Below are 21,703 nucleotides of genomic sequence, written 5' to 3'. Positions count from 1 at the left end.
ACATCACTCACTATCTAATAGATCTTTTAAAATCAACTTTAATTTCTCTAGCTGTGTATCTATACTTACATCTACACTACCATTTAAGGTTTCTAAAATTATACCACCTTTTTTTAAGTTCTTATCTAGTACAATATCAACTTCTTCTACATTGTGCGCCATAGATAGAATCTTTTCTTTATACATATCTAAGAAATCAAAATCATCACTGCTAGTTTTTATTATTAACCTTTTTGTATTAGTTAGATTATCAAGTCCCTTTTGAATAATTGATAAAATAATTTCTTTATCATCTTCATACAATCTATTGATAATTTTGTAACAAGAATCTATTACAAGGTCTATTATATTTTTTTCTAAATCTGATAATAATTCTCTCCTTCGATTCAAATTTTCATTTTTAATAGATAAAGCTTCTTGTATCAATAAATTTGACTCTTCATTACCTTCCTCATAACCTTTTTTATATCCTTGTTCAAAGCCATCATTATATCCTTGTTTTTTATAATCCTCTAATAATTGAATTCCTTTTTTATTGTTTTCTTCTAACATTTTTTTTGACCGTTCTTCAGCTTTACTAATAATGTCCTGAGCATTAATGTTAGCTTTTTCTAATATGTTCTTTTGTTTAAGTAATGTATCTTTTATAATATTTTTCTTGAAATTCTCCATTTCTTTTACTTCATTTTCACTGCTTTTTTTATTTGTTCTCTGATTATAAATTTCTGATACTAAAGGAGACTTTATAATTCTAGACAATTACTTCATCTCCTCCCCTTGGAGTAATAATTTCTCCAGCATCTTCAAGCTTTCTAATTACACTAACAATATTTTGCTGAGATTCTTCGATATCTTTAAGTCTTACAGGACCCATAAACTCCATATCTTCCTTTATAATTTCAACTAATCGTTTAGACATATTAGCAAAAATAACTTCTTTCACTTCTTCACTAGCACCTTTTAAAGCTATAGACCATTCACTATTATCAATCTCTCTGATAAACCTTTGAATAGACTTACTATCTAAATTAACTATATCTTCAAACACAAACATTCTTTTTCTTATTTCTTCAGATAGCTCTACATCATCTAATTCTAATTCTTCCATTATATATTTTTCTGTCCCTCTATCAACAGAATTTAAAATAGAAACAATTGATTCTATTCCCCCTGCTGAAGTATAATCTTGACTAACCATATTTGAAAATTTACTTTCAAGTATTCTTTCTACTTCTTTTATAATCTCAGGAGATGTTCTGTCCATAAGCGCAATTCTCTTTGCTACTTCTGATTGCTTATTACTACTTAGATTAGATAATATTTGTCCTGATTGACTTGGAGACAAATAAGAAAGAATCAACGCTATTGTTTGAGGATGTTCATTCTGAATATAATTTAATAGTTGTCCAGGATCAGCCTTTCTAATAAATTCAAAAGGTCTAACTTGAAGGGAAGTTGTTAGTTTGTTTATAATATTTAGCGCCTGTTGTCCTCCAAGTGCTCTTTCTAAAACATCTTTAGCATAATTAATTCCACCTTCAGATATATATTCTTGAGCTAAACACATTTGATAAAAGTCTTCTACAGTTTTCTCTTTATCTTCAGGGGATACCTTTCTCATATTTGCTATCTCTAATGTTAATTCTTCAATTTCCTCTTCATTTAAATGTTTAAATATTTCTGCTGATTTTTCAGGCCCTAAACTTATTAATAATATTGCTGCCTTTTCTTTACCTGATAAATATTGCTTTGGACTCATATCTACCACCTCTATTCTTCATTGAGCCAACTTCTCAATAATTGAGCAACAGCATCTGGTTTTTTCTTTACAAAGTCATTTATTTTAGATTTATATTGTGACTTTTCTGTTTCAAAATCTATATCTTCAATATATTCGTTACTATCAATTTCACTATCCATAGACATATTTTCCTCTAATGAATCTTTTTTATTTCTACGCCTATATACTAAAATTCCAATAATAATTATACCTAAAATTAAAGAACCAATTAAAACATATGACCATGAAGGTAAACTTGCTAAATTATTATTTGAATTAGGAGCACTAGCAACTTCAGGTTTATTAAATTCACCTGTACTAACTACAACTTCTTGTGTATTAATTCCTGTAGCGGCATATATTAATTCTTCTATTTCTTTTTGTCTTTCACCTGTCAACTCACCATCTATAGCCTTTTCATTTATAAGTATTGCAACAGTAACTGACTCCACCTCACCTGGAGATTTTTTAATTTGTCTATTTATTTCATTTAGTTCATAGTTAATAACTTCACTTGCTTTATCATATTTAGAAGAAGCATTATCATCAGTTACATAATCAGTAGTATCTTCTACATTAGATTCAGTACCAACTGGATCTTCAGAAATTCCACCTACAGTATGTTCTTCTATTTTTTCCATACTTCTAATTAATCCTTCTGTTTGATCTTCAATTGGTGGGGTAAATTCTATAATATTAGTAATTTCACTATCAAAATTCATATTTACATTTGATCTAACATCAACATTAGAACTTCCAAAAAGGTTTTCTAAAAATCTAGTTATACTATTATTTAGTTTATTTTCAAAGCCTTGTTTCATTCCAAGTTGATCAGTTACATTATAATTTTCCATGTTTTCTTCAGTATCTGAATATGATCTACCTGAGTCATCTATTATATTTACATTTTCAATTGTCATATCTTTAAAAGAACTTGAAACTAAAGTTTGAATTGCTACAACCTTTTCGTTATTTAATGGTGTAGTATCAGTCAATGTAACAAAAACAGAAGCAGTGGAAATCTCATTTTCATTCATGAAATTAGTATCCTCTGGAATATCTACAATTACATTTGATTCTTCAATACCTTCAATTTGAGAAATAGTAGAAGAAATCTGACTTTCTACAGCATATTTTACTCTTTCTTTTTTCTCATACTCTGTCATAGTCCAACTTGTTTCATTCAAAGCGTCAAGTATACTATATCCTTCTTTTGGTAAGCCTTCTGATGCTAAATCAATCATTATTTTAGACTTATTCTCTTTAGGAACAAGTATTGTAGTTTCATTTTCACCAAATTTCCAATCCATAGATTGTTCATCTAACTTAGTTGTTATAATACCTGCATCTTTTTTAGAAAGATCACTATATAATATTTCATATTCTGTTCTTGTAATAAAAAAGATTATTCCTGTAAAAACTATTAATAATAAAAGTATTCCAATTATTATCTTATATTTATTCTTTTTTTCCAAATTAGACCAAAAATCTAACAATTGATTTTTGGCTTTCTCTATAGTTTCAGCCAATTAAATTCACTCCATTCCCATAATACTTATATTTGCATTCTCATAATTTCTTTATAAGCATCCATAAGCTTATTTTCTATACTTAGAGTTAATTGCAAGGCTAAATCCGCTTTTTCTGTTGCTATCATAGCATTATGTATATTATCAACTTCTCCAATTGCAAGCATCTTTTTATAATCTTCATCTTGTTTTTGCAATGAATTAACTTTACTTAACTGTTGATCTAAAAATTCCCCAAAATTAATTTTGCTTTTAGAATTATTATCTAAATTGTTAATTGATTGACTAATAGTGTTTGATAAACCTTGTATTTTCATAACTTCCTCCTTATCTTCCTATATCTAATGCCTTCATAAACATAGATTTAGAAGAATTTAGTGCAGTTATATTAGCTTCATACGCACGTGTAGCTGATATCATATCAACCATTTCTTTAGTAATATCTACATTTGGCATTTCTACATAACCATTTTCATTAGCATCTGGATGACCTGGTTCATAAACAACTTTATATGGAGAATCATCCTCTTTTATTGCTGTTATTTTAACTCCATTACTTTTATTTGATTTACTCAATGTATCATTTAAAACATCAGAAAATTTAGGTTTACTTTCACTAAAAACTACTAATTTTCTTTTATAAGGAGTGCCACTACTAGTCCTTGTAGTGTTTGCATTTGAAATATTCTCTGATATAACATCCATTCTAGTTCTTTCAGCAGTCATACCAGTAGAACTAATGTTTATTGAACTAAATAAGCTCATTCTTATCTCCCCTCTCTTATAATATTTCTAATTTTTTTAGATTCATTTGAAACTTGTCTTGCAATAGCATTATATAACATTGTATTTTTTGTAAGATTAGCCATTTCAACATCAATATTTACATTATTACCATCATTTCTAGTTGAATAAGAATTATCTTTTGTTATTTTTATATCTGTATTTATTTGCTTATTTTTAAAACCTATATGCCTACTATTCGTTGTATTTAATTTTAAACTATTACCCATATTTAATTGTTCTTTTAAATTTTCTTCAAAACTCACTTTATTTTTTTTATATCCAGGAGTATTTACATTAGATATATTATTGTTTATGGCTTCATTTCTTTTTGAATATCCATCTAAAGCTGTATTCATTAAATTCATATTATTAAAAACACCATTTAACAAAATATTCACCCCCCACCTTGATGCTTCTTTACTATTGTAATATAAATCCAGTATAAAATAAATAGTTTTTCTTGTTTTATATTGTAGGTTATTATAGAATTATGACGTATTTTTTTTACAAATGGCATAAATACCAGTTTTTATGACAAAAAGTAAAAAGATGACACTTAAAAATAGGAGTTAAGTCCTACTATAAAAAAGTAGCCCAAGGGCTACTTTTTTATAGTATATATTTTGATAAATCAATTTGCTCTATATCATGTTTTAATTTTTCATTTACATATTTTCTATCAATAGTAAATTCTTTGCCTTCATATAAAGATGCATCAAAAGAAATTTCTTCTAATAATTCTTCAAGTATAGTATACAATCTTCTTGCTCCAATATTTTCTGTTTGATCATTTACTAAGAATGCTATCTTTGCTATCTCTGAAATTCCATCATCAGTAAATATTAAATCTACTCCTTCTGTTTTCAATAAATGCTTATATTGTTTAATTAAAGCATTTTGAGGTTTTGTTAATATTTCTTTAAAATTATCTTGTGTAAGATTATCAAGTTTTACTCTTATAGGAAATCTTCCTTGAATTTCAGGAATTAAATCAGTAACCTTAGAAACATGAAATGCACCTGCAGCAATAAACAGAATATGGTCTGTTTTTATAGGACCATATTTACTCATAACAGTAGAACCTTCTATTATTGGTAATATATCTCTTTGGACTCCTTCTCTAGAAACATCAGGTCCTGATCCATTTCTAGCTGCAATTTTATCAATTTCATCAATAAATATAATACCACTATTTTCTGCTTTTTCTATGGCTATAGAATTAATATCATCTATATCAATCATCTTTTGTGCTTCTTCATTAGCAAGAATTTTTCTAGCTTCTTTAATAGTTACTTTTCTATTTTTCTTTTTCTTAGGTAGTATTCCTGAAAATATATCATTCATATTCATATCATCCATCCCCATTGCTCCCATCATTCCTATAGGTTGAGAATGTGTCTCTTCAACTAATATTTCTACATATTTATCTTCTAGTTCTTTATTTTTCAATTTGTTTTTTATAGTTTTTCTATCTCCAATATCATCTTTTCTATCAACATCATTATCTTCTTCATTATTCGTTGAACCAAAGAAAGCTTCAAAAGGATTTTGGTTTTTTTCTTTCTTTTTTTCAGGTCCATTTATTAATATTTTCAAAATTCTTTTTTCTGCTAATTCTTCTGCTTTATTATATACTTCAGAAATTTTTTCATTTTTAACTAATCGTATTGATGTTTCAACTAAATCTCTGACCATAGATTCTACATCTCTTCCTACATATCCAACTTCAGTAAATTTAGTAGCTTCAACTTTTACAAAAGGTGCATTTACTAATCTTGCAAGTCTTCTAGCTATTTCTGTTTTTCCAACTCCAGTTGGCCCTTCCATAATTATATTCTTAGGTTTAACTTCTTCTTTAAATTCATCATTTAATTTATTTCTTCTATACCTGTTTCTAAGTGCAACTGCTACTGAACGTTTAGCTTTCTTTTGACCTATAATGTAGTTATCTAATTTTTCTACTATCTCAATAGGTGTATATTCATTCATCCAATTACCTCCTAAAACTCTTCTGTTATAATATTATCATTAGTAAATACACAAATTTGTGAAGCTATTTTTATAGATTTATAAGCTATTTCTTTTGAATTAAGGTCAGTGTTCTCCATTAAAGCTTTACCAGCAGCAAATGCATAATTTCCCCCTGACCCTATTGCAACTAAACCTTGGTCTGGTTCTATAACCTCTCCACCACCAGATATAACCAAAAGATTTTCACTATCACCTGCTATCAGCATGGCTTCTAATTTTCTCAAAACCTTATCTCCACGCCATTCTTGTGCTAGGTCAACAGCAGCTCTAGTCAAATTCCCATTAAATTGTTGAAGTTTTTCTTCTAGTTTATCAGACAATGTTATAGCATCTGCTACTGAGCCTGCAAATCCAACTATTACATTATCATTATATAATTTTCTTATTTTCTTTGCAGTACTTTTCATTATAGTCTTATCACCCATCGTTACCTGACCATCACCTGCAAATGCTAATTTACCATCTTTTCTTACAGCTATAATTGTAGTAGCTCTTAACATTTTATAAACACCTGCCTATTTATTTTTTTGGGTTTTCTTGTAATCACATTCTATACATTTTATAGTAGTTCCTTTTTTAGTTGTCTTTTTAGTAAGAATATTATCACATTCAGGACATTTTTCATTTATTGGCATATCCCAAGAAACAAAATCACATTCAGGATAATTAGTACATCCATAAAATTTTCTTCCTTTTTTAGATTTTCTTTCTATAATTTCACCATCTTCACATTTAGGACAATCAATATTTAATTTATTAAGTATTGGTTTCGTATTTTTACAGTCTGGGTAACCAGGACAAGCAAGAAATCTTCCATATCTACCATGCTTAATCACCATATTTCTTCCACATTTTTCACATTCAATATCAGTTTCTTCATCCATATCAATTTCTTCTATTTCATCTTCTGCTATTTTCAATACACCTTTAAAATCATCATAAAAATCTGAAATTACATTTTTCCAAATAATTTTACCTTCTTCAACTTTATCTAACTTATTTTCCATTTCTGCTGTAAATTCTTCATTTATTATATTTTTAAAATACTCTATTAATAAATCAGTTACGATAAATCCTAATTCAGTAGGTTTAAAAGATTTGTTTTCAATTAAAACATATCCTCTACTTAATATAGTGCTTATAGTTGGTGAATAAGTAGCTGGTCTTCCTATTCCTAATTCTTCCATAGTTTTAACTAAACTAGCTTCTGTAAACCTAGCAGGAGGCTGAGTAAAATGTTGTTTTGGCAAAACATCTTTTATATCTAATATGTCTCCTGCTTTCATATCAGGTATATTAATATTTTTATCTTTACTTTTTATAGGATATACTTTCATAAATCCATCAAAACTTATTTGAGAACCACTAGTCCTTAGTCTATAGTCAGAAGCCTTTATATCTATAGTTAAAGTGTCATATACTGCACTTGACATTTGACTAGCTACAAATCTTTGCCATATCAAATTATATAACTTGTATTGATCTTTACTTAAAGAATCTTTTATTTTTTCAGGAGTCTTAAATACATCTGTTGGTCTTATTGCTTCATGTGCATCTTGTATATTTTTTTTACCTTTAGAATTTTTATTTTTAGATAAATACTTATCTCCAAAACTATTTAATATATAGCTTCCAACTTTGTTTCTAGCTTCACTAGATATCCTAGTAGAATCTGTTCTTATATATGTCACAAGTCCTACAGTTCCTTCTCCTTTTATATCAATACCCTGATATAAATCTTGTGCTAACTTCATTGTTTTCTTAGTAGAAAAACCTAAACGATTAGATGCATCTTGTTGAAGACTACTAGTAGTATAAGAAGGATATGGTTTTCTTTTCTTTTTACCTTTTTTAACATTCTCTACTATCAAACTTGAGTTAGAAATTTCATTAATTATAACTTCAGATTCTTCTTTATTAGAAATTTTAATTTTTTCTAACTTGCCATCTATTACTTTTCCATTTAATGATGATTCAAACTCTTTTTTATCTTTAAGTAATATAAATTCAATGCTCCAATATTCTTCCGGTTTAAATTTATCAATTTCTCTTTCTCTGTCCACTATTAACTTAGTAGCAACAGACTGAACTCTACCTGCACTTAGCCCTTTTCTTACTTTTTTCCAAAGTAAAGGGCTAATTTTATAACCAACTAATCTATCTAAAACTCTTCTAGCTTGTTGTGCATCTACTAAATCCATATCAATACTTCTAGGATTTTTAATTGCATTTTTTATTGTGTTTTTAGTTATTTCATTAAACTCAATTCTATTCTTTTCCTTGTCATCTAATTTAAGTGCTTTAGCTAAATGCCAAGAGATAGCTTCCCCTTCTCTATCAGGGTCAGTAGCAAGATATACTTTATCTGCCTTTTTAGCCTCTTTTTTTAGTTCACTAAGTATAGGTCCTTTTCCCCTTATCGTTATATATCTTGGTTCAAAATCATTTTCAATATCTATTCCCAATTTACTTTTTGGCAAATCAATAACGTGACCTACCGATGCTTTAATTTTATATTTTCTTCCTAAAAATTTTCCTATAGTTTTAGCCTTTGCAGGCGACTCAACTATCACTAATGTCTTTCCCAAAATACTCGCCTCCGATTAATTAACTACTGTAAATATTTTACCTGGTAAAGCCTTTATTTTATTTTTCATCTCTAGTATTGTAAGTATACTTGTAAGTTCTATTATATTTATCTCAGTATTATATGCTATCATATCAGAATGAATAGGTCCATTTTCTACAGACTTCAAAACTGTTATTTCTTTGTCACTTAAATTATCATAATTCACTTTTTTAGATTTGGATATAGAATTAATTTCAATTATTTCTTCCAAAATATCTTCTACACATGTAATTATTTTTGCACCATCTTTTATTAAAAGATTTGTTCCTTTACTATATATGCTATTTATATTTCCAGGAACTGCAAAAACATCTTTACCTTGATCTAATGCATGATAAGCTGTTATTAATGAACCACTTGTCTCCTTTGCTTCTATTACTAATATTCCACTAGACAATCCACTTATTATTCTATTTCTAAGTGGAAAATTTCCTGCAACTGGTTTCATTCCTATGGGAAATTCTGATATTACAAGACCTTTTTCACAAATATTATCATATAGCATAGTATTTGTTTTAGGATATGCTTTATCTACTCCAGAACCTAATACTGCTATTGTACTACCATTTTTATCAATAGCAGCTTTATGAGCTATTGCATCAATACCAAGAGCCATACCACTTACTATACAAATACTATATTCACAAAGTTCCTTTGATAACTTTTCTGCAACCCATTTTCCGTAATACGTAGCTTTTCTAGAGCCAACTACTGCTATAGAAAGCTTATTTAATAATTTAATATTTCCCTTACAATATAATACATTTGGTGGATCATAAATATTCTTCAATTTTAATGGATATTCATTATCTAATATTGTTATAATTTTTATATTATTATTATTAGCTTTATTAATAATATCATCATAATAAATTGAATTTTTAAATTTAATTATATTATTTTTAACATTACTCTTTAAAAAACTTAATTTCATTATATCATTATTACTTAAGTTCCATAAATCTGTCAAGTTTTCAAAATAATTATATAGTTTATTTATAGTTTTATTTCCTATACCACTGATACTATTAAGCCATATTAATATATCTCTATTAGTCATATTTATCCCCCAAATTTAAATTTATTCTTCATAATTAAATTGAAAAATATTTTCTATCCATACTTCTATATTGAATAGCCTCAAGTATATGTGTACTTTCAATTTTTTCAGTATTTTCTAAATCTGCAATAGTCCTAGCAACTTTCAATATTTTATTATATCCTCTAGCACTAAAACCTAATTTATCAAATGCTGTTTTCAATATATCTTGTGCATCTTTGTTGATTTGACAATATTTATTTATATTTCTTCCTTCAAGTTCTGAATTAGAATAAATATCTTGTTCTGAGTATCTTTCTATTTGTTTGTTTCTACATTTATTTACCCTTTTTAAAATTTCATCAGAGGATTCAGAACTAATACTTCTTTCTCTTAAATCATCAAATTTTACAGGACTAACTTCTATATGTATATCTATTCTATCCAGTAAAGGTCCACTAATTTTTTTTAAGTATCTATCTATATCACGTGGATTACAACTACATTCATGTAAAGGATCACCATAGTAGCCACAAGGACAGGGATTCATACTTGCAACAAGCATGAAATTTGATGGATATGTATAAGTGCCATTCACTCTAGATATTGTCACTACATTATCTTCCATAGGCTGACGCAATACTTCTAATACAGATTTTCCAAATTCAGGTAGTTCGTCTAAAAATAATACACCATAATGTGCTAAAGAAACTTCCCCTGGTGAAGGTATTCTTCCCCCACCCACTAAGGAAACTCTTGATATAGTATGATGAGGAGATCTAAATGGTCTTTTATCTATAAGTCCAATACACTTTTCTAAACCTGCTATGCTATAAATTTTAGTCACTTCTAGTGCTTCTTTAAAAGACATTTTAGGTAAAATTGTTGGAAGTCTTTTGGCAATCATTGTCTTTCCAGATCCAGGAGGGCCAATAATTAATATATTATGTCCTCCTGCAGCTGCAACCTCCATAGCTCTTTTTAATGTTTCTTGTCCTTTAATATCTTTAAAGTCATAAAATATTTTTTCTTTTTTTCTATCATTTATTTTAGTAGTTTTCCAAGGTTTAATGTTTTCTAATTCATTTAAATAATTAACTAATTGTTTTAAGTTTTTAATAGGTATTATATCTATACCTTTTACCACACCACATTCTTCTTTATTATCAAATGGTATAATTGCCTTTTTTATTCCAAGAGAAATAAGCGAAATAACCATTGGTAAAGCTCCATCAATTTTAGTTATTTCTCCATCTAATGCTAATTCACCAATAAAACATGTATTAGATAAATCATCTTCATTTATAATACCCATGCATTTTAATATTCCTGAAGCTATAGCTAAATCCATTTGTGAACCTTCTTTTTTTGTATTTGCAGGGGATAAATTTATTGTAATTCTACTTAGAGGAAACTTAAACCCACTATTATTTATAGCAGTTCTTACTCTATCTTTAGATTCTTTTATAGATGCATCTGGTAATCCTACAATATTAAAACTTGGCATTCCATTTGATAAATCTGTTTCAACTTCTACAATATTTCCATTTAATCCTTGAAGTACACATGTTTTTGTTTTTGATAGCATTTTCAATTCTCCTTTTAATCATATACATCTATAATTCAATAAACTCTTAAAAATTCCTTTTTTTATTTTTAAATTTCGTTATATCAATTATGATAAGGTTAGTTATGATTATAAAGAGTAAAAAAATGTAGTTAACTACATTTTTTTATAAATTAATTTTTGCCTCATATATAAGAAATTATTTTGATGTATATGTATAGATAGAATATCAACTCCTGGATAATCATTTTTAGAGTATGGATTTTTATTTAAAATTAAATTTCCTCCAGAATATAGACCAGAATAATTTATAAACATTTCATTTAATAGTTTTTCTTTTAATAATACTGAAATAAATCCAGGTGATTCTACTAATATTTTATCTAATCCTACCTCTTTTAATTTTTTTAACATATTATAAATATTAAATTCATTAGTATTTTCTTCATATAATACTTTGATTTTTTTATTGTTTTTTAATTTATCATTATAATTATTAATGTCAATTTCTTCTATTTGATTTTTTATTTTTTGTGAAATATATTTATATCCTTCTTTTGTAGTTAATATAATTGTAGGAATATCTTCTTCTTTTATTATCTTATGGTTTAGATTCATTTTACCACTTCTACTTACTATTATATTCCAAGGTATTTTTTTATCTTCATTTAACCTTTCCATTCTTATATCTTCTAATTTTTCATCATATATATGACCTGTTATATTTGTTTCAACTTCTAAAGTTTTACTTCCAAAAATAATACCATCACTATAAGTTCTAAGTAAATTTAATACCCATAAATCAGCTAATCCTCCATTTGGATCTAAAAAATTTCCTTTAGAAATTTCATTACTTTTAGTTTGATCTTCAAAACCTATCTTACCATCTAATGTCATAATTAAACTTCCATATAAATATGGTAATTTATCTATAGAAGGAATATCAAAATCACCATATATTTCTTCTATATATTCATGAGTACTTTTATTTAATGGATAATTATTTATTGAAAATATTCTGTTTAATTTTATGCTTTCTTTTGGAAATTTTATTCTTTTAAGTTTCACATGATCACATCCTAATTATTGTATTACTTAAATTATAATAATTGCCGAGGAAATAGTCAAATTTAGCTATTTATATTGATTTTTAGACAATTTTTAATATGTAATTTATAAATATTATTGAAATACTTGTATCGTATATTATATATAAATACACAAAGAATAAAAGTATGATAATAAAATTTTTTATATATGGATTTTTAGGATTATTAGTAGAAATTTTTTTTACAGGTATTCATTCATTTATATCTAGTGACTATACTCTCATGGGTCATACTTATATTTGGATGATTTTTATATATGGTTGGGGAGCTCTGCTAGAAAAAATACATGATTTAATAAGAGATAAAAATTTTATTTTAAGAGGAGGTATATGGGTAGTTTTAATATTATCTATAGAATTTATAACTGGAATCTTGCTGAAAAAACTAATAGGTATATGCCCATGGGATTATACAGGAAGTTCACCTTATCAAGTTATGGGAGTAATAAGACTTGATTATATACCATATTGGTTTGTGTTAGGTTTAATTTTTGAAAGAATACATGATTTTTTAGATGCTTTTATATTTCGACTTAAAATGACTCCAGATTAACATTAAAAAGTCATTTTAAGTCCAAAAAGCATTTATTATATGATTTATTTTATTTTCATTTATATAGTATTCTAATATATCAAATCTAAATTGAGTATCATACAATTTATTATACTTGCTATATAACTTTGCAGTATTTATTATTTTTCTTTGCTTTTTAAAATTAACCGCTTCATAAGGACTTCCATATTTTGAATTTAATCTAGATTTAACTTCTATAAAAACTACTATATCATTATCCTTTGCGATTATATCTATTTCACCTATTTTTGTAGTAAAATTTTTTTCTAAAATTTTGTAGTTTTTATTTATAAGATATTTAATTGCTTTTTCTTCCCCAATATTCCCTTTAATTTTATTATGTTTTTTCATTTTTACCCTTCTTTTCATCAATTTCATATACAAACGCCAAAATGCTCGCTATAGCTTCATAAAACTCTACAGGTATTTCACTACCTATTTCTAAGTTATAAAGCTTATTAGCTAAATTATCATCTTTATTTATATGTACATCTGATTTCTCTGCCTGTGAAATTATATTTGTTGCTACAACGCCTTTACCTTTTGCAATAATTCTTGGCGCTTTATCTACATCTGTTCTATATTTAATTGCTATAGCTACATTTCTTTTTTCCATTTTTCACACCCTAGCATCAAAAATATAATTATTAAAATCCAAATCTTCTAATGGCTCAAAATGAACTCCTTCTTTTTGAATATTTACTTTTATAATTTTATTTTTTATTTTTATAGAATCTAAATATGTATCTAATATATTTTTATTTTCATTTATATAATCGGCAACTTCTTTATTATTACAATTAAAATTAATGATATTTTTACCATTTACAACTTCATAAATTATATCTAACTTTTCTAAATGAACTGTATTTAAAGATAAATATATTTTAATTTTATCTTTATTTAATTTACCTTTATTTTTATTAAACATATAAATTTTATCTAAAATATCTTTATTTTTAATATTAATAGGCATATATAAAAGGGTCATATTTTTGTTTATTTCTTTTAAAAACTTAAGTTCTTCATTTGCATCATTTATTTTATTGGTTAAATTTTCATTTTCTTTTGTTTTTGTGGATAATTCCTTTATTACTTTTGATATTTCATTATAATAATCTTTTATAATATCTCTATCTACATTTTGATTTATATCTTTTTTTATTATATTATTAAATTTATCAATTTTAAACTTTTGTTCTATATTTAGTATATCTTCTATATTTTTGTCAATGTTTTTAAATTCAGGATAATCTTTAATGGCGTTTTTTATCTCCATAATATTATTTGATAAAAAATTTTTACCTTCAATTATGTCCATAGTAAGTTTTAAATTCTTTATATTTAAATCCATATTATTTTTAATTAAAAATAATATGGATTTAATTGTATTTTCTTTTATATTTAATTTATTATCTTCCACTTGATTATCATAAAAAAAGTTTTTTAAAATATATTTTTCATCATTAGATAATTTAAAGTTTCCATTAATTAAACTAACTAAATCTTGCTTTGATATATCATTTATATCCAAAATATTTAAAGATTCATTAAAAGAATTTTCTTTTATATTTTTAGATAATATTTCTAATGAATTTATATTTTTAGATATATACATTATAGTCTCTTTATTTATGTTCATATCCAGATTTATAATTCCTTTTACTAATGTTGTATTATTATTATTTTTTGATAAGTTATATTCGTTTAAAATTTTATCTATTAAACTATCTGAACTTTTTTCCCCATTATTTAAAATAGGCTTTAAATATGTTGTTTCACCCACTTTTTCTCCCACTATAAAATTCATATTTTGGCCAGTTTTTACATCTAATGGTATTTCAGTCTTAGCTTTTATAAGTTCGCCATTTGCCAATTTCAAAACCAAGCTATTATCTAACTTTTCTACAAGCTTAGCATTAATTATAGAGTTTTTAATAAGTATATCTTTATTTAAATTATTTATAGTTTGATTAACTACTGAATATAAATCACTGATTTTCATATAATCACCATCATAAAATATTTTTTAAAAAAGTCATTCTATGGATAGGAGTAGGACCTATTTTTTTCAAAGCCTCTCTATGCTCTTTTGTCCCATAGCCCTTATTTTTTTCAAATGCATAACCAGAATATTTATTAGCTAAATCAATTAATATTCTGTCTCTATATACTTTAGCAATAATAGATGCTGCAGCAATACCATGACATTTGGAATCTCCTTTTATAATACTTCTTTGTTCAATATCTATATCAAGTTTTTCTGCATCTATAAGTAACATATGGGGCTTTATATAGTTACCATCTTTTGTCTTTAAATTTTCTATAGCCTTTTTCATAGCCAAATGAGTACTTTTTTTAATATTTATTTTATCTATTGTCTCATTATCTACTGCACCAATTCCTACTGCAATTGCATTTTCATGTATTATGTCATATAATTTCTCTCTATTTTTAGGAGTAACCTTTTTAGAATCCTTTACTCCTTCTATAATTAAGTCTCTAGGCATTATTACAGCACATGCTACTACATCACCTGCAAGACATCCCCTTCCAACTTCATCAATACAAGCTATATATTCATAACCTTCATTCCATATTTCTGTTTCTATTTTTAACATATAAACACTCCAATCATTAACTTGGTCTTTCGAGTGTAATATTCCCTATTGTACCACTTCTAAATTCATCTAATATTATATTAGCTACTCTAGTATAATCAATTTCTGCTCCTTTTAATATTGCACCTCTTTTTAGAGCTATTTCTTCCATAACTCCAAGGGGAGACTTTTCTTTTGTCTCTATATCATATCTTTTTTCTAATTTAAATGGAGCTATTTTAATTAATTTTTCTACTAAGTTTAAAGCTAATGTCTCTATATCCATTATTTCATCTTTAATAGCACCAGTAAATGCCAAATTTTTTGCAACTTCTTGATCTTCAAATTTAGGCCATAATATTCCAGGAGTATCTAATAATTGAATATTCCCTTTTAATTTAATCCATTGTTTACCTTTCGTTACACCTGGTTTATCTCCAGTCTTAGCACTTTTTCTACGAGATAAAGAGTTTATTAATGTTGACTTACCTACATTTGGTACACCAACTATCATAGCTCTTATAGGTTTATTTTTAATACCTCTATCTAATTGTCTTTCTTTTTTTTCTTTTATAACAATTTCTGTCTGTTTTACAAGTTCCGAAATACCTTTATTTTTTATAGCATCTATTAATAAAGTATTTATACCCTTCTTCTTGAAATAATTTATCCACTCTTTATTTATATTAGCATCACTAAGATCCGATTTATTCATTACCACAATTCTAGGTTTATCACCAATTAATTTATCTATTTCAGGATTTCTACTACTCAATGGTATTCTAGAATCTATGATTTCATATACTACATCTACTAGTTTCAAATTCGTTTGTATTAATTCTCTTGTTTTTTTCATATGTCCTGGAAACCAATTTATATTCATCAAAACACCCCAATAATTATTTATATTAAATAATGGGACTGTTTCCAGTCCCATAATCTATTAATAATTTCTTTTTTCTTTTACTTTTGCTCTCTTACCAGTTCTTTCTCTTAAGTAATATAACTTAGATCTTCTTACCTTACCTCTTCTAGTCACTACTAATTTGTCAATCTTAGGTGAATGTAATGGGAAAGTTCTTTCTACACCTACACCATAAGAAATTCTTCTTACAGTAAAAGTTTCTCTATTACTTCCGCCTTGTCTCTTTATTACAGTACCTTCAAAAACCTGAACTCTTTCTCTATTACCTTCTTTAATTTTGTAATGTACTTGTACTGTATCTCCAGAATTAAATTTAGGTAATTCATTATTAACTTGTTCTTGTTCGATTCTTTTAATAATTTCCATTTATATAACCTCCCTTCTTCCTAGACGTTCATATTAAAATTAATAGAGGACCGTCCGTGTTACCCATGTTATTATAGCATAATATAAAACATATTACAACTTATTTTTTATTTCTGATTTAAATATATCATACACTTTAATATCTTTTAATACATATTATGTATAGAACTGTAAAAAAGTTTTTTGGAGGTATATTAATGTTTAATAAAAATATTTCTATAATAGGTGGAGATAAAAGAAGTATAGAATTAATCAAATTAATTAGTAAAAAAAATACAGTTAAAATTTACGGGTTTGATAAATATGATAAAAAGCTAGATATAAAAGAAAGTAAAACATTAGAAGAAGCTATAAAAGAATCAGATATAATAATTTGTCCTTTACCTTTTCATAAAGAGAACAAGTATATTTATTCACCTTTTTCAAGTGAAAAAATTGAAATTAACTCCCTATTAAAACTTATAGACAAAAAACAAATATTATTTGGAGGAAAATTTAATAGTGAATTTATTAAAGAATGTAAAACTAAAAATATAAATATTGTTGATTATTTTGATAGAGAAGAGCTAAAAATACTGAATGCAATTCCAACTACTGAAGGCGCTATTGCTATTGCTATTAATAACTTACCTATAACTATACATAATTCTAATACGCTAATATTAGGTTACGGTAGAATAGGTAAAATATTATCTAAAATCCTATATAGTTTTGGAGCCAATACAAATGTAGTTACACGTAATAAATCTGATATAGCTTGGATTAATGCAAATGGTTACAATGCTATAGATATTAAAAACTTAAATGAAAATCTATCAAATATAGATATTATATTTAATACTATTCCTAATACTATATTAAAAGAAAATCAATTAATTAAATTAAATAAAAATACTTTAATCATTGATATTGCATCCTATCCAGGTGGTATAGATTTTGAAAAAGCTAAAGAGTTAGATTTAAATGTTAAGTGGGCTTTAGGAATACCTGGAAAAGTGGCTCCAACTACTGCAGGAAAGATTATACATGATACTATTTACAATATTATTTCTGAAATGGAGGATTTCTAAATGTTATTAAAAAATAAAAAGATAGGTTTTGCAATCACAGGATCTTTTTGTAATTTTCAATATGTATTTCCACAAATAAAAAAATTATCAGAAGAAGGAGCAGATATATACCCAATTATTTCAAATTCAGTTGATATTTATGATACAAGGTTTGGTACTTCAAAAGAATGGAAAGAAAGACTTATAAATATTACAGGTAAGGAAATTATAAAAAATATAGTGGAGGCAGAACCAGTAGGACCAAAACTAGATTTAGATTTATTAATTGTTGCACCAGCTACAGGGAATACAGCAGCAAAAATTGCTAATGCAATAACTGATACTTCTGTTACAATGGCTGTAAAAGCACATTTAAGAAATAATAAACCTGTAGTACTATCTATAGCTACAAATGATGGATTAGGAGCTAATCTTAAGAACATTGGGCTTCTAATGAATACTAAAAATATATACTTTGTTCCATTTAGTCAAGATGCCCCTCTAAAAAAACCTAAATCATTAGTATCACATTTTGATAAGATTATACCTACTATTCAAGAAGCATTAAAAGGTAATCAAATACAGCCTATTTTATTATAAAAAATTTTAAAAAAGAATCTATTAATAGATTCTTTTTTATGTTGCAAATATTTTATAAAGATTATTAATATGATAATCTTTATTTTTATTTTCAACTATAAAAGTTATTTTTTCATTATCACATATAACTTGTAACTCTTCTTTGTCTACCTTATTATTATTTAAATAATCACATATATTTCTAGTTATTTCTTCCTTATATTCTTCATTGAATAATATAGATATAAAGTTTTTATTATCTTCATTTCTTACAGCAATACCTATGACTTTTTTCATCTTATTATCATTGTAATTAGTAATAAGTGTACCTAAATTATTTGAAAAAATTGAACAAACTCTAATAGGAATATTGTATTTTTCACCTATCATAACTGCTCTAGGATGAACTACACAAGCACCATTAGATGCTAGTTTATACATATTGTTATATGATATTTTTTCAATATATTTTGTGTTTTTTATCAGATTAGGATCTATAAAAGCTACTCCATCTACATCAGTAAATATATCAACTCTTTTAGCATTTAAATAAGCTCCTAAAGATACAGCAGTAGTATCGCTTCCACCTCTTCCTAAGGTTGCAATTTCATTGTTTTTAGTTTTACCTTGAAATCCAGCTACTACTACAACTTTATTTTTATTTAAATATTTTTCAATTTTAGTTGTATCTATATCAATAATTTTACTTTTTGTAAAATTGTTATCTGTTAATATACCTGCTTGATAACCTGTAAGCACTTCACAATCTATATTTTCAGTTTCTAGTAAATGACTAATAATTGAAGCAGATATTATTTCACCACATGACATAATTAAATCTTTTATTTTTGGATTAATATTTTTGTTTATCTTTTCTAATTGATTAATAAGTGTATCTGTAGCATATGGATCTCCTTTTCTACCAATAGCTGAAACTACTATAACTAATTTATTGTTATTACTAATACACTTTTTAACATGGGATAAGAAGCTTTTTTTGCTATATATATCCTTAAGTGAAGTTCCTCCATATTTTTGCACTATAATATTCATATAATCACTCCTAATATTTTAGAATTCTGTCTATTAGAAGTTCCGCAATTTGTATTGCATTAAGGGCTGCTCCTTTTCGTAAGTTATCTGAAACTACCCAAATGTTAAGTCCATTTTTAATAGTAAAGTCTTTTCTAATCCTTCCTACATATACATAATCTGTTTCTTCTACAGTAATTGGTATAGGATACAAATTATTTAAAGGATCATCTAAAACTTTAATTCCTTTAAACTTACTTAGTAGTTCTTTTACAGACTCTGGATCTATTTTTTTCTTAGTTTGAATATTTATAGATTCACAATGCCCTTTAATAACAGGAATACGAACTGCAGTTGCAGAAACTTCAATATTTTCATCTAATATTTTTTTTGTTTCATTAACCATTTTCATTTCCTCTTTTGTATATCCATTGTCTATAAAATCATCTATATGAGGTATAGCATTAAATGATATTTGATGTGGATATATAGAATTAGAAATATTATTCCCAGCTATATAATCCTTTACTTGGTCATTTAATTCATCAATTGCTTTTTTTCCAGAACCTGATACAGATTGATAAGTTGAAACTACTATACGCTTAATATTATAGATATCATGTATAGGTTTTAAAGCAACTAACATCTGTATTGTAGAACAATTTGGGTTTGCTATTATTCCTTTATGAAAATCTATATCATGAGGATTAATTTCAGGAATAATTAATGGTACTTCTTTATTCATCCTAAAGCAACTACTATTATCAATAACAATACATCCTTCATCAATTGCTATAGGAGCTAATTTCTCACTTATTTCCTTATCCACGCAAAAAAATGCAATATCTAGACCTTCAAATGCTCCTTTACAGGCCTCTTCTGTTACTAAATTTTCATCTTTAAACTTTATTTGAATTCCAGTTCCTTTTTCGCTTCCTAATAATTTTAATTTATTTATAGGAAAGTTTCTTTCTACAAGTAATTCCATAACCTTCTTACCTACTGCTCCTCTGGCGCCCACTATTGCTACATTAAATTTTTTCATTTTTTCCTCCTTATTTTAAATCTCAAGATATTAATATAATATTCAACTCTATGTAAAAAGGTTAAATACTATTGAAATAAGAACATATTTATAATTAATACATAAAATAAATAATATATCGATTCTTTATCAATTTAAAATACTGGACTGAAAGGAGATTTTAAATGAATTGGGGAAGATTTATTACAGCTATGGTTACACCATTTGATGAAAATTTAAATGTAAATTATGATATGGCAATATTGCTTGCTAAAAAATTAATTAAAGATGAAAATACATCATTGGTTATAACAGGTACAACAGGAGAAGCACCAACTCTTTCAGATGAAGAGAAGATTAAATTATACGAAAAAATAAAAGAGAATGTAAATGTTCCAATTATAGCAGGTGTTGGTACAAATTCTACTAAGAAAACTATTTATAATGCCAAACTAGCCAAAGATGCTGGAGTAGATGGATTATTAATTGTTACTCCATATTATAATAAACCAAATCAAGAGTCACTATATTCTCATTTTAAAAAAATATCTTCAGAAGTTGATCTACCTATAATGCTATATAATGTACCAGGTAGAACAGGTTGTAATATGTTACCTGAAACAGTAAAAAAACTATCTGAAATTGATAATATAGTTGCTTTAAAAGAGGCAAGTGGAAATATAAATCAAATATCTGAAATAATAAAAATTACTTCAGAAGATTTTAAAATTTATTCAGGAGATGATATTTCATTTCTTCCATCAATGTCTGTAGGGACATATGGAGTAGTAAGTGTTTCTTCACATATTGTTGGAGAAGAAATGAATGAGATGATAAACGCTTTTATTAACGGTGATGTTATTAAATCACAAAATATACATTTAAAACTGTTAAATATTTTCAAAAAATTATTTATAACAACAAATCCTATTCCAGTAAAAGCAGCATTAAATATGATAGGTATTAATGTAGGAGGAGTAAGATTACCATTAACTAATTTAGGAGAGCATGAAGAAATAATTATAAAACAAGAACTTGAAAATTTAAATATAATATAATTAAAACATAATAAAAAATAATGAATA

At 26.1% G+C, this 21,703-nt stretch carries 24 protein-coding genes; 4 read left to right on the top strand and 20 right to left on the bottom strand.

Annotation, left to right across the window (positions count from 1 at the left end; all coding sequences use genetic code 11):
• Nucleotides 1-3: 3 nt before the first annotated feature.
• From E0D94_RS08270 to E0D94_RS08215, 12 genes are all read right to left on the bottom strand, one after another.
• Complete coding sequence (locus tag E0D94_RS08270) at nt 4-759, bottom strand: FliH/SctL family protein (protein WP_130806966.1); 756 nt, start codon at nt 757-759, stop codon at nt 4-6.
• Entirely contained in the window at nt 752-1,759 is a 1,008-nt protein-coding gene (gene fliG, locus E0D94_RS08265) for a flagellar motor switch protein FliG (RefSeq protein ID WP_130806963.1), read from the bottom strand. Before fliG ends, E0D94_RS08270 begins: the two co-directional genes overlap by 8 nt.
• Nucleotides 1,760-1,770: 11 nt before the next feature.
• Nucleotides 1,771-3,309, bottom strand: coding sequence for a flagellar basal-body MS-ring/collar protein FliF (gene fliF / locus E0D94_RS08260; protein WP_130806961.1), 1,539 nt, complete (start codon nt 3,307-3,309; stop codon nt 1,771-1,773).
• Between the two features lie 26 nt (nt 3,310-3,335).
• The gene (fliE, locus tag E0D94_RS08255) at nt 3,336-3,626 is read right to left on the bottom strand and encodes a flagellar hook-basal body complex protein FliE (protein ID WP_130806959.1); all 291 of its coding nucleotides are present in this window, start codon (nt 3,624-3,626) and stop codon (nt 3,336-3,338) included.
• Nucleotides 3,627-3,636: 10 nt separating this feature from the next.
• Entirely contained in the window at nt 3,637-4,074 is a 438-nt protein-coding gene (gene flgC, locus E0D94_RS08250; RefSeq protein ID WP_130806957.1) for a flagellar basal body rod protein FlgC, read from the bottom strand.
• A gap of 2 nt (nt 4,075-4,076) precedes the next feature.
• Nucleotides 4,077-4,484, bottom strand: a complete 408-nt coding sequence (gene flgB / locus E0D94_RS08245; protein ID WP_242620501.1) for a flagellar basal body rod protein FlgB — start codon at nt 4,482-4,484, stop codon at nt 4,077-4,079.
• Between the two features lie 220 nt (nt 4,485-4,704).
• The gene (gene hslU, locus E0D94_RS08240) at nt 4,705-6,084 is read right to left on the bottom strand and encodes an ATP-dependent protease ATPase subunit HslU (RefSeq protein ID WP_130806955.1); all 1,380 of its coding nucleotides are present in this window, start codon (nt 6,082-6,084) and stop codon (nt 4,705-4,707) included.
• Between the two features lie 11 nt (nt 6,085-6,095).
• Nucleotides 6,096-6,626 carry an HslVU peptidase proteolytic subunit gene (gene hslV, locus E0D94_RS08235; RefSeq protein ID WP_130806953.1) on the bottom strand — a complete coding sequence of 177 codons (531 nt, stop codon included), beginning with the start codon at nt 6,624-6,626 and terminating at the stop codon, nt 6,096-6,098.
• Between the two features lie 15 nt (nt 6,627-6,641).
• A complete protein-coding gene (topA, locus tag E0D94_RS08230) occupies nt 6,642-8,714 on the bottom strand; it encodes a type I DNA topoisomerase (protein WP_130806951.1) in 2,073 nt (690 codons plus the stop codon).
• Nucleotides 8,715-8,729: 15 nt separating this feature from the next.
• Entirely contained in the window at nt 8,730-9,815 is a 1,086-nt protein-coding gene (gene dprA, locus E0D94_RS08225; RefSeq protein WP_207289678.1) for a DNA-processing protein DprA, read from the bottom strand.
• A 34-nt stretch (nt 9,816-9,849) separates the two neighbouring features.
• Nucleotides 9,850-11,382, bottom strand: a complete 1,533-nt coding sequence (locus E0D94_RS08220; protein WP_130806946.1) for a YifB family Mg chelatase-like AAA ATPase — start codon at nt 11,380-11,382, stop codon at nt 9,850-9,852.
• A gap of 135 nt (nt 11,383-11,517) precedes the next feature.
• Nucleotides 11,518-12,429 carry a dihydrofolate reductase family protein gene (locus E0D94_RS08215; RefSeq protein ID WP_130806944.1) on the bottom strand — a complete coding sequence of 304 codons (912 nt, stop codon included), beginning with the start codon at nt 12,427-12,429 and terminating at the stop codon, nt 11,518-11,520.
• Between the two features lie 167 nt (nt 12,430-12,596).
• Here E0D94_RS08215 and E0D94_RS08210 point away from each other — a divergent pair, with 167 nt between their 5' ends.
• Nucleotides 12,597-13,022, top strand: a complete 426-nt coding sequence (locus tag E0D94_RS08210) for a putative ABC transporter permease (RefSeq protein WP_130806942.1) — start codon at nt 12,597-12,599, stop codon at nt 13,020-13,022.
• 15 nt (nt 13,023-13,037) lie between these two features.
• Here the strand turns inward: E0D94_RS08210 and E0D94_RS08205 are convergent, their stop codons facing one another.
• The 6 genes from E0D94_RS08205 to rplS are packed head-to-tail and all read right to left on the bottom strand — an operon-like array spanning nt 13,038 to nt 16,934.
• Entirely contained in the window at nt 13,038-13,394 is a 357-nt protein-coding gene (locus tag E0D94_RS08205) for a YraN family protein (RefSeq protein WP_130806940.1), read from the bottom strand.
• Nucleotides 13,381-13,659 carry an EscU/YscU/HrcU family type III secretion system export apparatus switch protein gene (locus tag E0D94_RS08200; protein ID WP_130806938.1) on the bottom strand — a complete coding sequence of 93 codons (279 nt, stop codon included), beginning with the start codon at nt 13,657-13,659 and terminating at the stop codon, nt 13,381-13,383. The genes E0D94_RS08205 and E0D94_RS08200 overlap by 14 nt, the downstream gene beginning before the upstream one ends.
• Nucleotides 13,660-13,662: 3 nt before the next feature.
• Nucleotides 13,663-15,048, bottom strand: coding sequence for a hypothetical protein (locus E0D94_RS08195; protein WP_130806936.1), 1,386 nt, complete (start codon nt 15,046-15,048; stop codon nt 13,663-13,665).
• 10 nt (nt 15,049-15,058) lie between these two features.
• A complete protein-coding gene (locus E0D94_RS08190; RefSeq protein ID WP_130806934.1) occupies nt 15,059-15,664 on the bottom strand; it encodes a ribonuclease HII in 606 nt (201 codons plus the stop codon).
• A 16-nt stretch (nt 15,665-15,680) separates the two neighbouring features.
• Nucleotides 15,681-16,526 carry a ribosome biogenesis GTPase YlqF gene (gene ylqF / locus E0D94_RS08185; protein WP_130806931.1) on the bottom strand — a complete coding sequence of 282 codons (846 nt, stop codon included), beginning with the start codon at nt 16,524-16,526 and terminating at the stop codon, nt 15,681-15,683.
• Nucleotides 16,527-16,586: 60 nt separating this feature from the next.
• The gene (gene rplS / locus E0D94_RS08180; RefSeq protein WP_130806929.1) at nt 16,587-16,934 is read right to left on the bottom strand and encodes a 50S ribosomal protein L19; all 348 of its coding nucleotides are present in this window, start codon (nt 16,932-16,934) and stop codon (nt 16,587-16,589) included.
• A gap of 197 nt (nt 16,935-17,131) precedes the next feature.
• Between rplS and dpsA the strand changes: the two genes are divergently transcribed.
• Both dpsA and E0D94_RS08170 read left to right on the top strand, forming a co-directional pair.
• Nucleotides 17,132-18,004, top strand: coding sequence for a dipicolinate synthase subunit DpsA (dpsA, locus tag E0D94_RS08175; RefSeq protein WP_130806926.1), 873 nt, complete (start codon nt 17,132-17,134; stop codon nt 18,002-18,004).
• Complete coding sequence (locus tag E0D94_RS08170) at nt 18,005-18,583, top strand: dipicolinate synthase subunit B (RefSeq protein WP_130806923.1); 579 nt, start codon at nt 18,005-18,007, stop codon at nt 18,581-18,583.
• A gap of 36 nt (nt 18,584-18,619) precedes the next feature.
• On the opposite strand, the gene E0D94_RS08165 is transcribed toward E0D94_RS08170, so the two are convergent.
• Together E0D94_RS08165 and E0D94_RS08160 are read right to left on the bottom strand one after the other, a co-directional pair.
• The gene (locus E0D94_RS08165; RefSeq protein WP_130806921.1) at nt 18,620-19,615 is read right to left on the bottom strand and encodes an aspartate kinase; all 996 of its coding nucleotides are present in this window, start codon (nt 19,613-19,615) and stop codon (nt 18,620-18,622) included.
• A gap of 10 nt (nt 19,616-19,625) precedes the next feature.
• Nucleotides 19,626-20,639 (bottom strand): aspartate-semialdehyde dehydrogenase, encoded by a 1,014-nt coding sequence (locus E0D94_RS08160; protein ID WP_130806919.1) that lies wholly within the window; start codon nt 20,637-20,639, stop codon nt 19,626-19,628.
• 164 nt (nt 20,640-20,803) lie between these two features.
• On the opposite strand from E0D94_RS08160, the gene dapA reads away from it, so the two are divergent.
• Nucleotides 20,804-21,676, top strand: a complete 873-nt coding sequence (gene dapA, locus E0D94_RS08155) for a 4-hydroxy-tetrahydrodipicolinate synthase (RefSeq protein ID WP_130806917.1) — start codon at nt 20,804-20,806, stop codon at nt 21,674-21,676.
• Nucleotides 21,677-21,703 lie beyond the last annotated feature (27 nt).

Origin of the sequence: Senegalia massiliensis (genome assembly GCF_900626135.1) — a bacterium.
In the GTDB taxonomy this organism is placed as follows: Bacteria; Bacillota; Clostridia; order Tissierellales; family SIT17; genus Anaeromonas; species Anaeromonas massiliensis.
This window is presented reverse-complemented; position numbering and strand designations above follow the sequence as displayed.